The organism is Bradyrhizobium sp. BLXBL-03, assembly GCF_051853015.1.
Classification (GTDB): domain Bacteria; phylum Pseudomonadota; class Alphaproteobacteria; order Rhizobiales; family Xanthobacteraceae; genus Bradyrhizobium; species Bradyrhizobium manausense.
In genome coordinates, this window is record NZ_CP182470.1 from 4603342 (window position 1) to 4617886 (window position 14545).

The 14545-nt window shown below is 65.9% G+C and carries 8 protein-coding genes; 2 read left to right on the forward strand and 6 right to left on the reverse strand.

Annotated elements, in window-relative coordinates; all coding sequences use genetic code 11:
• Positions 1 to 158 precede the first annotated feature (158 nt).
• Together metC and ACNJX9_RS22140 are read left to right on the forward strand one after the other, a co-directional pair.
• On the forward strand, positions 159 to 1343 hold the full coding sequence (gene metC / locus ACNJX9_RS22135) for a cystathionine beta-lyase (RefSeq protein ID WP_057754883.1): 1185 nt from the start codon (positions 159 to 161) through the stop codon (positions 1341 to 1343).
• Between the two features lie 156 nt (positions 1344 to 1499).
• A complete protein-coding gene (locus ACNJX9_RS22140; RefSeq protein ID WP_439404168.1) occupies positions 1500 to 3188 on the forward strand; it encodes a Na/Pi cotransporter family protein in 1689 nt (562 codons plus the stop codon).
• 21 nt (positions 3189 to 3209) lie between these two features.
• Here ACNJX9_RS22140 and ACNJX9_RS22145 read toward each other — a convergent pair whose 3' ends face one another.
• The 6 genes from ACNJX9_RS22145 to ACNJX9_RS22170 form a co-directional block, all read right to left on the reverse strand.
• Positions 3210 to 3548 carry a lipid-A-disaccharide synthase N-terminal domain-containing protein gene (locus ACNJX9_RS22145; protein WP_027557997.1) on the reverse strand — a complete coding sequence of 113 codons (339 nt, stop codon included), beginning with the start codon at positions 3546 to 3548 and terminating at the stop codon, positions 3210 to 3212.
• Positions 3545 to 4279, reverse strand: a complete 735-nt coding sequence (locus ACNJX9_RS22150; RefSeq protein ID WP_439404169.1) for a glycosyltransferase family 2 protein — start codon at positions 4277 to 4279, stop codon at positions 3545 to 3547. The genes ACNJX9_RS22145 and ACNJX9_RS22150 overlap by 4 nt, the downstream gene beginning before the upstream one ends.
• A gap of 63 nt (positions 4280 to 4342) precedes the next feature.
• Positions 4343 to 5188: a phosphatase PAP2 family protein gene (locus tag ACNJX9_RS22155; RefSeq protein WP_439404170.1), complete on the reverse strand. Its 846-nt coding sequence runs from the start codon at positions 5186 to 5188 to the stop codon at positions 4343 to 4345.
• Between the two features lies 1 nt (position 5189).
• Entirely contained in the window at positions 5190 to 6932 is a 1743-nt protein-coding gene (locus ACNJX9_RS22160; protein ID WP_271598755.1) for an ArnT family glycosyltransferase, read from the reverse strand.
• Positions 6933 to 6982: 50 nt separating this feature from the next.
• On the reverse strand, positions 6983 to 9193 hold the full coding sequence (gene pbpC / locus ACNJX9_RS22165; protein WP_439404171.1) for a penicillin-binding protein 1C: 2211 nt from the start codon (positions 9191 to 9193) through the stop codon (positions 6983 to 6985).
• 8 nt (positions 9194 to 9201) lie between these two features.
• The gene (locus tag ACNJX9_RS22170; protein ID WP_439404173.1) at positions 9202 to 14406 is read right to left on the reverse strand and encodes an alpha-2-macroglobulin family protein; all 5205 of its coding nucleotides are present in this window, start codon (positions 14404 to 14406) and stop codon (positions 9202 to 9204) included.
• Between the last annotated feature and the right edge of the window lie 139 nt (positions 14407 to 14545).

Below are 14545 nucleotides of genomic sequence, written 5' to 3' on the forward strand. Positions count from 1 at the left end.
GGCGACTGAATAGCACCTGCGCATCACAGAACGACTGGCGAGCCGGGTCAAGGGGTTGACGGGACTCTTCTGTGTTCTGTTATTAACGATCGCGGCCCCGAGGCCGCCCCGGCCGTGCGGTCCGCGCCCGGCGGAAACGCTTTTTTGAAAGCAGACGCATGGATTCCTCGCACCCCGCAGAGCAGCACGCCGAAACCCGCCTGGTCACCTCCGGCCGCGACACCAAGGCGCAGAAGGGGTTCGTCAATCCGCCCGTATTCCACGGCTCGACCGTGCTCTATCCGACCGCCGAGGACCTGCATGCCCATCGCGGCGAGTTCACCTATGGCCGCCACGGCACCCCGACCACCAGGGCGTTCCAGGACACGCTGATGGCTCTGGAGGGACCGCAATGCGCCGGCGTCGGCATCGTGCCGTCGGGCCTGTCGGCGATCTCCACCACCCTGCTCTCGGTGCTGAAGACCGGCGATCACATCCTCGTTGTTGACAACATCTATCGGCCCTCACGCAATTTCTGCAACGGCATGCTCGCCCGTTACGGCGTCCAGACAACCTATTTTGATCCGCTGATCGGCGCCGGCGTCGAGAAGCTGTTCAAGCCCAATACCCGCGCCGTGCTGGTCGAGGCGCCAGGCTCGCAATCCTTCGAGATGCCTGACATCCGCGCCATCGCCGACGTCGCGCATGGGCGTGACGCGCTCGTCATCGACGACAACACTTGGGCGACGCCGCTCTATCACCGCTCCCTCGAACAGGGCGTCGACATCTCCATGCAGGCGGCCACCAAATATATCGGCGGCCATTCCGACATCATGTTCGGCACGATCTCGGCCAATGCCAGGGCCTGGCCGCAGATAGCCGAAGGCATCCGCCTGCTCGGCGTCTGCGCCGGCCCCGATGATGTCTTCCTCGCACTGCGCGGCCTGCGCACGCTGTCGGTGCGGCTCGCGCAGCATCACCGTTCAGGGCTGGAGATGGCGCGCTGGCTCGCTGGCCGGCCCGAGGTCGCGCGCGTGCTGCATCCGGGGCTCGAGACCGATCCGGGCCATGCGATCTGGAAGCGCGACTTCACCGGCGCCTCCGGCCTGTTCAGCATCGTGCTGAAGCCCGCGCCGCAAAAGGCCGTCGACACCATGCTGAACACGCTCAAGCTGTTCGGCATGGGTTTTTCCTGGGGCGGTTTCGAAAGCCTGGCGATTCCCTTCGATTGCGATGCCTACCGCACCGCGACCAAATGGGCGCCGGGCGGCCCGACGCTGCGACTCCACATCGGGCTCGAGAGCGTCGACGACCTCAAGGCCGATCTCGACCGCGGCTTCGCTGCCCTCAAAGCGGCGATGTGAGCCTGCTCACGCGCCATTCCGCCTGCGGACGCGCCAATGCGCGCCGCGAGAACGTGCAGGAGCACCGGACGTTGACGCCGACGAGCCAACAAGGGGTTGATCCGCCGACGTTTGCCGTTAGCCTGACCCCTTCGACTCCAGGTCCGGATACGGAGAATGGGTACGTTGGTTCTGCTCGATCTGATGGGTGGCGTGGCGCTGTTGCTGTGGGGCCTGCATATGGTCCACAGCGGGATCTTGCGTGCGTTCGGTCCTGACCTAAGGCATCTGCTCGGCAAGGCCCTCGGCAACCGCTTCAGCGCCTTCGCCGCCGGCCTTGGCCTCACCGCGCTGCTCCAAAGCAGCACGGCAACGGCCCTGCTCACCAGCTCTTTCGCCGCCGAGGGTCTGCTGAGCCTCGTCGCTGCGCTTGCCATCATGCTCGGGGCCAATGTCGGCACAACCCTGATCGTGCAGGTGCTGTCGTTCAACATCGCCGCCGTTGCGCCCGTGCTATTCGTGCTCGGCCTCGTCGCCTTCCGCGCGGGCCCGCGCTCGCGGATCAAGGACATCGGCCGCGTCTGCATCGGCCTCGGCTTGATGCTGCTGTCGCTGCACATCCTGCTCGACACGCTGGCGCCGGCGGAGAATGCGCCCGGCATGCGGGTCGTGATGACGGCGATCACGGGTGATCCCGTCCTTTGCATCGTGATTGCCGCCCTCCTCACCTGGCTGGTGCATTCGAGCGTCGCCAGCGTGCTGCTGATCATGTCGCTGGCCTATTCGCAGTTCATCACGCCGTATGCGGCTCTCGCTTTGGTGCTTGGCGCCAATCTTGGCAGCGCCATCAATCCCGTGTTCGAAGGCACCAAGCGCGACGCCCCCGCGAGCTACCGCCTGCCGGTCGGCAATCTCGTCAACCGCGTGGTCGGTATCGCACTGGTCCTGCCCTTCCTGGGCACGATCGCGGATCACATCCACGCCTGGCAGCCGGACCTTGCCCGGATGACGGCCGCCTTCCATGTCGCGTTCAATGTCGGCACGGCCATCCTCTTCGTCGGCCTGCTCGATACCCTGTCGCGTCTGCTCACCCGGCTGCTGCCCGATCGCGTGCAGGAAACCGATCCCGCCCGACCGCGCTATCTCGATGAGACCGCGCTGGAGACACCGTCACTGGCGCTTGCAGACGCCGCACGCGAAACCCTGCGCATGGGCGATCTGGTCGAGACCATGTTGCGCAAGGTGATGGCCGCGATGATGACGGGCGACCGTTCGCTGGTCGACCAGGTCTCCAAGATGGACAACATCGTCGACGGCCTCGACGAGGCCGTCAAGCTCTACGTCACCAAGCTGACCCGCGGCAGCCTCGACGAGAGCGAAGGACGGCGTGCGATGGAGATCATCTCCTTCGCCATCAACCTCGAACATATCGGCGATATCATCGACAAGAACCTGAGCGAGCTCGCCACCAAGAAGATCAAGCGGCGCTTCCAGTTCTCGCCGGAGGGCGCGGACGAGCTCGCCGCCTTCCACAAGCGCACGATGGATTCGCTGCGGATCGCCTTCGGCGTGTTCATGTCGGGCGATGCCAACGAGGCCCGCAAGCTGCTGGTGGAAAAGACCGCGCTGAAGAACACCGAGCTCGCCGCTGTCGAGCGCCATCTCGACCGCCTGCGCGAGGGCCGGCCCGAGACGATCGAGACCACATCGCTGCACCTGGACGTGTTGCGCGATCTCCGGCGCATCCACTCGCATATCTGCTCGGTCGCCTATCCTGTGCTGGATGCGGCGGGCGAGCCCTATCGCCGCTCCGAGGCGGAGACATCGGCCCTGCCCGCCTCAGGCGCGACGGCGCTGCCGCGCTAGGGCGTCGACGCGAGCCCTGAATCAGCGATCCAGCGTCTTCGACGCGCGGCCGCGGTTCTTGATGATCAGCATGATGTTGCGGACGTAGATGATCGTCGCCAGCGCCTGTCCGAGGATGATGACGGGCTCACGTTTGACGACGCCGTAGACCAGCGTCATCAGGCCGCCGCCCATCGAGCAGAACCAGAACGCCATCGGCACCACGCTGTTGCCGGCGCGCTCGCTCGCGATCCACTGCACCAGGAAACGCGCGGTGAAGAACAGCTGCGCAACCAGGCCGAACGCCAGCCAGAAATCGAACTTGGCGACGAAGACGTCGTAGAGATAATTGCTCAACGCCTGGCCGTATTGGATGATCATGCGGTCACCTCAGTTACTTCCGGCGTCGGCTTCTTGCGGCGGATCAACCACCACACGCCGGCGAGATCCATGATCCCGATCCACAGCCGGTCGAAGAAGCCGTAATTGGACACGCCGGAATGGCGGGGCCGGTCGATCACGTCGACATAGGCGATATCGAAGCCTTCGCGGCGCATCAGCGCCGGCAGGAAGCGATGCAGCCCGTCGAAATAGGGCATCATCAGGAAGACCTCGCGGCGGAAAGCCTTCAGTCCGCAGCCGGTGTCGCGCGTGCCGTCCTTCAGGATGGCGCTGCGAACCTTGTTGGCCACCCGCGACTGGAACTTCTTGAAGCCCGTGTCCTTGCGCCCGACGCGCTGTCCGGCGGCAAGACCGACGTTGACGCCCTTCTCAACCGCCGCGATCAGGTCCGGCAGGAAAGCAGGATTGTTCTGGCCGTCGCCATCGAGCGTCGCCACGATCGTGCCGCGTGCCGCGCGGACACCGCTGCGAACCGCGGCCGACTGGCCGGTGGATTTTGCGTGACGAAGCTGCCGCAGATTGCCGCGCTGCTTCATGATCGCCGCGAGCCGCTCGCCGGTCGCATCGGTCGAGCCGTCGTTGACATAGATGATCTCATAGGCCCAGCGGCCATCGAGCGCGGCCGTGATCTCCTCGATCAGGGGCCCAATGTTATCGGCTTCGTTGCGCACGGGGACGACGATGGAAACCGAAGGCTGGGAGGACGACAAATCGAAAGCTCGTGGTTGGATTGGCCCGTTCCCGGGAACCCTTGGTCCGGGAAGCAGCCGCTTTTATGGGGCGGATGGGCCGCGGGCAACCCTTTTGAGGCGCCCTGGAAGCACCCCCGGAAGCGGCACGATGCTGCCGTCGGCGCGGATGGCAAAGGCGAGCCGGCGCGCCGCAAACCAATAGCGGACCGCCATGGCGCCGACCATGCCCACCAGCGCACCGGCCGTGACGTCACTCGGGTGATGCGCCAGCAGCACCAGGCGCGTCAGCAGGATGACAACGGCGTAAGTGAACATGACCACGCGCAGACGCGGCCAAAGCGCCGAAACCGCAAAGGCGAGCGCGAACGCCGTCACCGCATGCCCCGACGGCAGGCTGGCATAAGCCCCCGTGCCTTCGAGCGGGATGAAATTGAACGGATCGGCTTTGCCGCCGACGAACGGACGTCCGCGACCGATGAGATATTTCAGGATCTCGGTGACGAACACCGACAGCGCAACGGACAGAAACAGATATTGCAGCCGCGTCCCGAAGCCGAGCAGCAGCGCCCGGCGGCTGCCATGCATTCCGCTCGCGACGAGCGCCACGACCACCAAGGCTGCGCCCAGCACCCAGAGCACGTTCTCGTCCTTGCCGAAATCGGTGAGGATGCGGATCGGCCACAGCCAGGCCGTGCCGCGAGCCGGCATCAGCTGGATCTCGGTCCCATCGAACGCGAGGATCAGAACGATCACCAAAGCGGCACCCGCCGCGCTGAGCCACAGCGAATGCCGCGCCAGTTTTCGCGCAGCCGCAGCACGGCGCGAATGCGACGGCGAACGCACGAGCTGCGCGAGCGCCCGTCCCACGACAGAGACCAATTGCGTGGGGTAACTCGCACGCGGCGCGATGGTGGCCGTATCAGGCATCCTAGTCAGGGCCCTCGGAACGGAAGATCGAGATCGAGATCGCACGCCCTTGCGAGAAATTATAGCCGTCGATACGCGCGCCGACCTTGTAGCGCAGCCCGATCGCCTCGGCGCGCTGCACGAAGCTGCGCTCCGAGCGCTGCTCCACGAGGGCAAACCGGCAGCTTCCCTGCCTGAGGAAATCGGCAGCCCCCGATCCGTCGGTGAGCAGCGTCTGGGTGCCGGTCAGGAACACAAGGCTCGGCTCGGCATAGCCGGCCGAGGCCGCCTTGGGCCCGACGCAAGTCACGTTGCGCAGCGCGCGCGCGACCTCGATGCTCGGAAACAGCGGCGTCAACGACGGCAGCACGATGCCGTAGACCGCGACGGCCAGCATGAGCGCTGCGACCAGCGCGTTGAGCAACGAGCGCTCGGCGCGATTGGTGTCGAACAGCCACCAGGCGAACAGGCCGAAGATCAGCGAGGCCGCGATGAACGGCCAGGCCACGAAGGCCGGCTGCCGCGTCAGCATGACCGCGCCGACGACTGCGATGATCGAACCGCCCGCAGGGATCACGAACCACCAGGCCGAGCCGCGCGCGAGCCACGAGCGCGACAGCACGTTTCGCTCCACCGCGCCGGCGGTAAGGATCGCAATCGCGGGATAGAGCGGCAACACGTAATGCGGCAGCTTGGTCAGCACCGCCTCGAACACGATCCAGGACGGGATCAGCCAGGCCAGCAGGAATTGTGCGCCGGGCTCGCGCCGCGCCCGCCACACCGCCGGCGCCGCCATCGCCGCAAGCGGCGCGCCGGGCCAGAAGGTGATCCAGAACAGCGCCAGATAGACACCGGGCGGCGCGCCATGGGATTCCTGCGCGCCGATCTTGCTCAGCATGTCGCCGCCGACGGAATCCGCAAAGAAGGCATCGCCGGCGCGCCAGAAGATCGCGACGAACCAGGGCAGCACCAGCACCAGCACCCACATCAGACCCCAGACCGGGCGCAAGCGCCACAGCCAGGAGGCATCGCGATCCTGGATCGCGAGCGCGATGATGGTGAGCCCTGCGAACATCAGGATCAGCGGGCCCTTGATCAGGATGCCGACCGCGAGCGCGGTCCAGAAGATCGCCGGCCAGCTCCAGGGCGGATGGGCCTCGTCCTCGGCACGCTGCCAGGACAGATAGGCGCGTGACATCGCGCCCATTGCGGCGACCACCGCGAACAGCAGCACAGCGTCGGTCTTGGCGAGGCGCGCCTCGACACCAAGCAGCACGGAGGCGGCCATCAGCAGCGCGGCGAGCACTGCCCCGCGCCGCGTGACGAAGCCCAGCGCCGTCCAATAGGTCATCAGCACTGCGCCGATCGCACCGATCAACGAGGGCAGCCGATAGACCCAGATGCGCAATTCGGCCTTGGGCAGCTTCAGCACTGTGGCCACTTCGACGGCCGCGGATTGCAACCAGTAGATGCCGACCGGCTTCTTGTAGCGAACGTCCTCCTGGAAGCGAATGTCGACATAGTCGCGGCTCTCGACCATCTGCTTGGTGGCCTGCGCGAACCGTGCCTCGTCGCGGTCGACGGGCGGGATGGTGAAAAATCCCGGCAGAAACAGCAGCAGCGCGCACAGCACCAGGAAGCCCACGGCGCGGGCGTGGCTGGCAGTGACAAAGTCGAGCATCAGCACAAGCCGACTGCCCGGATTCACGGGCGTTTTCGGCTGTCGGGGCGCTCCAAATCGGGGAGTCGGATAGGTCTCGGCCATTGGTTCCGCTTACGCTGAAACCGCCATCGCCACAACCGCTTAAGCCGCTCTCATTGAATTCGAATGACGACTGTGTCCGCGGCGCCCGTGGCGTCGATCACCGTCAGCCGTGCAAAGCCCGGACCGGGCGGATCGATCAGGCGCTGGCGCCGTCCGTCGATCTCGCCGAGCGCCGTTCCGTTGACCATGACAGTCATCGGCAGCACCCCGCCGGCGACCTTGACCGGCATGGCCGCCGCCTCCGCTCCGCCCGACCGATCCACATCGATCCGGGAGCCATTGAGCGGGAACTGGATGTGGAGCGCCTGCTCGCCGCCGGGGCGGACCAGTTCCCCGACAGGCCGGAACCGTTTGAGCGGCAACGGCAACTTTGCGTTGCTGGCAAGGAGGGTTCCCTTGGGGGGCTTTGGCAGTGGGGTCAACGTCTTGCCGGTCCGCGCGAAGGCATCGAACAGAATGGGCGCGGCGGCGAGGCGACCGATCAGGCCGGGCACCGGCGCGCCATCGGGCCGGCCGACCCAGACGCCGATGGTCATGCGGCCGTCGAACCCGACCGACCAGGCATCGCGATAGCCATAGGAGGTGCCGGTCTTGAAGGCGATGCGGTTATGGGCTGCGTTCTCCGGCGGCGGGGTTCCCAGCAGCACGTTGCCGACCTGCCAGGCCGCCACGGGGTCCAAGAGCCGCAGCGGCTCGCGATCATCCTTGGTGGCCATGATCTCGCGGAGTGGCTTGGTGGTGCCGAGCCGAGCGAAGCCTGCATAAAGCTGCGCCAGATCCTGGAGCGTAATGCCGACACCGCCGAGGCCCATCGCGAGCCCTGGCGACTCGTCCTTGGGCAGAACCAGATTGCCTCCGGCCTGCCGCAGCCGCGAGGCCAGCCGGCTCGAGCCGACGCGGTCGAGCAGCACGATGGCCGGCACGTTCAATGACATCTGCAGGGCCTTCTTCACCGGCACCGTGCCCTGGAACGTCATGTCGAAGTTTTCGGGCGCGTAGGAGCCGAAGCGCACCGGACGATCGTCGATCAGGCTGTCGGGGTGAACGAAGCCGTCCTCGAAAGCCAGCCCATAGATGAACGGTTTCAGCGTCGAGCCCGGCGAGCGGATGGCGCGGGTCATGTCGACCTGCCCTGCCCGGCTCACATCGAAATAATCGGCCGAGCCGACACGAGCGAGCACGTCACCGCTCTCGACGTCGACGACGATGATGCCGACCGAGATGTTCGGCCCCAGCGCAATGGCGCGGTCGCGCGCCAGCGGCTCCAGCACCTTCTGCAGATTTGAGTCCAGCGTCAGCTTGATAACAGGCGCATCCTTGACCGTTGCCAGCGCGTTGTCGGAGGCATGCGGCGCCAGGATCGGCATCGGCTTGCGCAGCGTTGGCACTGGCACGGCCTTGGCCTGCTTGGCATCCTCGATGCTGACCACATGCTCCTCGACCATGCGGTCGAGCACGCGATCCCGCGCGATGCGCGCGGCGTCGGGATAACGGTCGAGCCGACGGGTTTCCGGCGATTGCGGCAACGCGACCAGGAGCGCGGCTTCCGCCAGCGACAGCCGCTTCGGCTCCTTGCCGAGATAAGCGATCGATGCGGCACGAATGCCTTCGAGATTGCCGCCATAGGGCGCGAGCGCGAGGTAGAGGTTAAGGATCTCGTCCTTGCTCAAGCTTCGCTCCAGCTCGATCGCACGGACGATCTGATGCAGCTTTGCGTAAAGCGAGCGCTGCCGTCGCGGCTCCATCAGCCGGGCCAGCTGCATCGAGATGGTCGAGCCGCCCGACACGATGTGACCGCGCGTGCCGAGTTGCACCGCCGCGCGCCCGAGCGCCAGCGGATCAATGCCGTCATGGGCATAGAAGCGCTGGTCCTCATAGGCGAACAGCAGCTTCAGGTAAGTCGGATCGACATTCGTCTTGGCATCAACAGGCAGACGCCAGCGCCCGTCCGCCATCGCGTAGGCACGCAACAGCTTGCCGTTGCGATCGACGATAGTGGTCGAGACGCGGCGCGCCTCGTCGAGCGGCAGCGGGCCGAGGGAATAGACCCAGCCGACGAAGCCGATAAGGGCGAGGATGAAAGCGAGCGCGAGGGCAGAGAGCGCGCGATGGCTCTTGCTCCGCACTCCACTGCCGTCGTTCCGGGATGGTCCGAAGGACCAGACCCGGAACCTCGAGATTCTCAGGCGCGCAATTGCGCGCCATCGTTCGGCTCTTCGAGCCGCCCCGGAATGACGAGAGATATGATCGCCGTCGCGCATCCCACCACTCACTTCGCCGCCCGCACCTCGACTGTGCCCGTGCCGGTGCGGCCATAGCGCGAGGGGTTGTACATGTCCTCGACATAGGCCTGCGGCAGCACATATTTGCCCGGCGAGACCACGCGCACGACATAGGCGACGGTGAAGACCGCCTTGGAATCCGAGGCCCGGTCGACGGCCGCGGTGAAGCGGTCGTCGCGGAATTCGGTATCCTCGGGCTCCGCGCCATCCTCGATCCAGTCCAGCGTGCCGCTGTCGCCCGACGACACCAGCTTCGGATTGTCGATCTCGAGGCCGGCCGGCAGATAGTCGGACACCATGATGTGGCCGTATTCAGGCTTGGCTTCCGTAATCTTCAACACCACGGCAAAGCGGTCGTTCTGCTTGACCTTGCTGATGTCGGCCGGCTTGCCGTCGAGCGTGAAGTAGTTGCGCTCGATCTTGAAGCCGTTCGACGCGGCCGGCTCCGGCGTCACCGGCGAACCCGATACCGAGATCACCGCCTGCACCGGCGCATCGCCGGTGTTGGTGATCTTCAGCGGCTTGCCGCTCAGCGTATCAGCCTTGTAGCTGCGGTAGAGCGCAGCCTTGATCGGCTGGCCGTCGACCTCGATCGAGAGGTTTTCCTTGGCCAGCGCCCGCGCGGCCAGCACCAGCCATGCATTCTCCTGTGTGGAGGTGTAGGGCGTCAGCCCGCGCGCGACTTCGACCCGCGAGACTGCTTGCGTCAGTGTCGCCTTGGGCGCATTGCCTTCGCTGGCGAGCGAGACCAGCGCTGCGGCATCGCGGAGCTGCGAGCCGTAATCAGTGCGGCCGAACTCCAGCACCGGCTTTGGCGCCAGACTGTCGAGCGCCGCGCTGTAGACCCGCTCCGCGCGGTTGCGATCGCCGACCAGAGCGAGCGCCGCCGCAAGCTGGGATTTGGCGATCGGCGTCGCCAGATTGTTCAGCTTGGTGTCGGCGAGATAGCGGAGATCGCCGATCGGAGCTGCGCCATTGCGGGCGAGCACGTAGAGGCCGTAAGCGAGATCGCGGCCGCCATCTTTCTCCGGCTCGTTGCCGTTGACGACAGAGTTTCTGATGCGGTCGAGCGCGTTCTTGAACAGAACGTCAGGCACCACAAAGCCCTTTTCACGGGCGCGAGTCAGGAAGTCCGTGACGTAGGCATCGAGCCAGGCGTCATCGCCGCCGGCCGACCACAGGCCAAACGAGCCGTTGGAGCCCTGACGGGCCAAAAGCCGCTCGATGGCGTCGCGGATGCGCTGGTCGACCTCGGTATCCATGGCCAGATGCGCACCGGCCGCCAGGTCGTTGACATAGAGCAGCGGCATCGCGCGGCTCGTGATCTGCTCCGAGCAGCCATAGGGATAGCGGTCGAGCGCCTTGAGGATGGTCGCCGCATCGAGCGCGGTCGACAGGCTCGCCGAGACCGAGACGCTGCCGGTGCCCGGCACGAGGTCGGAGAACATGTCCGAGGTCAGCGTCAGGCTCTCGCCTTTCGCCAGGGTGCGGATCGAGCGCCGTGCCAGCACCTGCGTTGCCGCCTTGACGTCGAGCGCGTAGTGGCGCGCGAGCGTCAGGCCGTTCGGCCCCTTGATGTCGACATCGAGCGTCGCCTGTCCCGCCGCGGTCGCATCGATAGCAAGCGCGAACGAATTGCGCTGCTTGGCGGCGAGTCTGACAGTGGTGGCCGGATTGCCCGTCATCTTCACCGGACCGCCCGTCTTGACGTTGATGACGTAATCGCCGGCCTGGCCCTCGACATTGTCGATCTCGAGATTGACCGTGCCGTGGTCGCCATTGAGAAGGAAGCGCGGCAGGGTCGTGGTCAGCACCACGGGGTCGCGGATCACGACATCGGTGTTGGCGCGGCCGAGTTTTGTGGCGGTCCACGCCACCGCCATCACGCGCGCGGTGCCGGCGAACTCCGGAATGTCGAAGCTGACTTCCGCCGTGCCGTCGGCGCCGACGGTGACGATGCCCGAATAGAGCGCGAGCGGCTTTTGCGTGGGCGGCGAGCCCTGCAGCTCGGCAGCGCCTGCGTCGCCGCCGGATTTGATCTGGCCGCGCGTGCCGGACATGCCGTCGATCAGCTGCCCGTAGAGATCGCGGATTTCCGCCGAGAGCTGACGCTGGCCGAGATAATAATCGTCGGGTGCCGGCGGCTTGTAATTGGTGAGATTGAGAATGCCGACATCGACCGCGGCGATCACGATCTTGGCGTCTTCGCCGGGATTGAGCCCGTCGAGCCTGACCGGGATCTTGAGCGTCGAATTCGGCCGGATCAGATCCGGCGGCGCCAGCTTCACGGCAAGCGTGCGCGCCTGCTTGTCGATGCCGAACCATTTCAGGCCGATCGCGCGGCCCGGCATGCGCTGGGCGGCCGCATCGAGCGGACGGCGCAGCGTCGCCACCACATAGGCCCCGGTGCCCCAGTCCTTGCCAACCGGGAGTTTTACTTGCGCGGTGCCTTCCTTGACGTCGACGGTCTGCGTCGTCAGCAGGCGGTCGCCGACGACGTTGACGGTGAGCTTGCCGGCGGAGCGGACATTGACCGATACCGTCATGGTATCGCCGGAGGCGTATTGCGGCTTGTCGATCGAGGTCTCCAGCAAATCAGGCGTATCGGCGCTGCCGTCGGAATACCAGCCGACGTCAAACTGCACCGAGGTCACCGGACCGTCTGCGTCATTCGACTTCACATCGAGCCGGTAGCGGCCGGGCCGGGGCGCCAGCGAGATCCGCGTCGGCTTGTCGGCGGCGATCGTGACGTCACCGTCGGCGACGCGCGAGGTCGACTTGACCGGCTCGTACTCCCAATAATTGTTCTGGCGGTACCATTGATAGCGCGATTCCATCTTCAGGAGCTCGTAGCGCAGGCCGTCGCGGGGAAGCGTCTTGCCCTCGGGCGAGACGAACACGACGTCGAACTCGGCCTTGTCGCCTTCGGCGACGTTCTTGTCGCCGAACAGCGGCTTGATGCCGATCAGCGCGGTCGCGGGCGCGACCGGCAGAACGAGCTTGCGCTCGACGGCGCGGCCGCCGGTCTCGACCATGCGGACGAAGATCTGCGCCTCCTGCGGACGGGTCGAGGCCGGCTGCTTCTCCAGCGTCACCGGGAAGGTCGCAACGCCATTGGCGTCGGCCTCGGGCAGGTTCTCCAGCGGCGTGCGCTCGTTCGAGGTGGTCTGCTCGTCATCGACGCCGAACTGGTAGCCGGCATAGCCGGGCCGCCCGGAGGCAGGCGCAATCAGCATGTCGCCTTCGAGGCTGAGGCCGGAGGCCGGCGCGCCGTAGAGGAAATGACCGTCCGCCTTGAGCTCCACAGGAGCGTTGGCTTTGATCAGCTTGTCCTTGGCGGACAATTCGAATTCGATCCGATCGGGGACGTAATCCTCGACCATGAAGGTGGTCTCGCCGACCGACGAGCCCTTCGGATCGGTGAAGGCGCGCACCCGCCAGGTCCCGGTCGGAACGGCCGAGTTGAGCGGCACGGCGAGCGTGCGGCCGCCGGCGCCCTGGTCAGCCAGCACGGCGCGGCGGAATTCGACGCCATCAGGACGCTCGATCACGAGTGTCAGCGGCCCACCATTGACGGCATTGCCCTGCCCGTCGCGCAGCAGCGCGGTGAGATAGACGGTCTCGCTGGAGCGATAGACGCCGCGCTCGGCATAGACGAAGGCATCGGCCCCCGCGGGCACGACGCGGCCCGCGACACCACGGTCACTGAGGTCAAAGGCCGAGCTCTTCAGGCTCAGGAAAGCGTAGTCGGCCTTCTCGCCGGTCACCGTCAACATCGCGGGCGACAGGCCGCCCTCGCCGCGCGCCAGCCCCGTCTCGAACAGCACATGGCCGGCATCGTCGGTCTTGCGCGTCGCCAATATCTCATTGTTGCGGGCGACCAGCCGCACCTCGGCTTTGCCGACCGGATCGGTCGAGGCCAGTGAGTTCACGAAGACATGGATGCCGTCATTGCCGGAATAGGCTGACACGCCGAGGTCGGAAACGATGAACCATTGGGTTGCGAGCTGATAATCATCGTCGCTGCCCGGCCCCTTGGCCGCCGCCGTCATCACATAGACGCCGGGCTGCAGCTCGCCCAGCGCCTCGTCGACCGGGAATGCGGTGGTGACGTCCTGGTTCAGCGTCATCGCGGTCGCGAGCTCGCCCGACCAGACCTTGACGCCGCGCTCGTTGCCGAGATCGCTGAGCTGGTACTTCGACAAAGTCTTCTGGAAGTCGCTGTCGACCACCGTGTTGATCAGGTTGCGATCGCCGATCCGGAAAACATCGATGTTCACCGCGGGCGTGTTGACGCTGACCACGGGAATGCCGCGCTGCCCGGTCCGCGGCAGCACGTAGGCGCGGCTGGTGAAGCGCACGAACGGCTTGCGGTCGCGCACATAGATGTTGAACTCGGCCGATTTCGGCAGGCCTTCCTTCACCGTCGACGGCAGGCCGGCACGTAAGTTGATGTTGTAGCGCTCGCCATGCTTCAGCCCGTCGACGCAGAGCTGCTTGCCCTCCGCCGACAGCGCCGGCTTGTCCTGACCTGCGAGCGCCAGGAACGGCGCGAAATCGGTGCGCTTGGCGAGCTCTTCCGAGAACTGGAAGCAGGCGCGCGGGCTGGCCGAATCCGAGTCCACGGTATAGTCGAGCAGGCGGAAGCCGTGCTCGTCGCGCAGCTTCTCATATTGGCCGCGGACATCGGCGACCTCGCGCATGTCCAGCGACAACCGCAATGCGTCGAGCGAGGGGCGGAACAGATGCCGTTCGGCGAGCGACTTGCCGAGCACCGCGAGCGCATCGGCCTCCTCGCCCTGATTGCCGGCGCGCGTGTAAGCGATGTAGGCGGCCGTCGAGGCCCGTTCCCAGAGGAACGTCTGCTCGCTCGAGCTCCGTGGCGTGATCTGGAAGATCACCTTGGCGAGCCGCAGCCAGTTACCGGCGTCATCGGGCGTGGTCGCGGCGATCTGGCCAAGGACCGAGAGCCCGGTGCGGTAATCGTTGCGCTTGAAGGCGGCGTCGGCGTCCGTCTTCAGCGTCGCATTGGTCTTGGCGACCGGCCCTGCCTCGCTCTTGATCTGCGCCTCCAGCTTGATCGCAGAATCAGCGAGATCGTCGCGCTTGAACGCCTTGTCAGCGGCATGCGCCGCGCTCAGGCCAAACGCCAGCGTTGCGCAGAGGGTGACGGCGCGAACCAGACCGATCATGAATGGACTCCCGGAAATCGCGGACGAGCGCCGCGGCGGCGATAATGTGTGCGGAAAGGTGACGGACTCATGGCGATGGAACCAAAGGTGCAAAACGTCGCATTCGCCATGGCAAGGCACGCCCAGAGGAGACCGATCA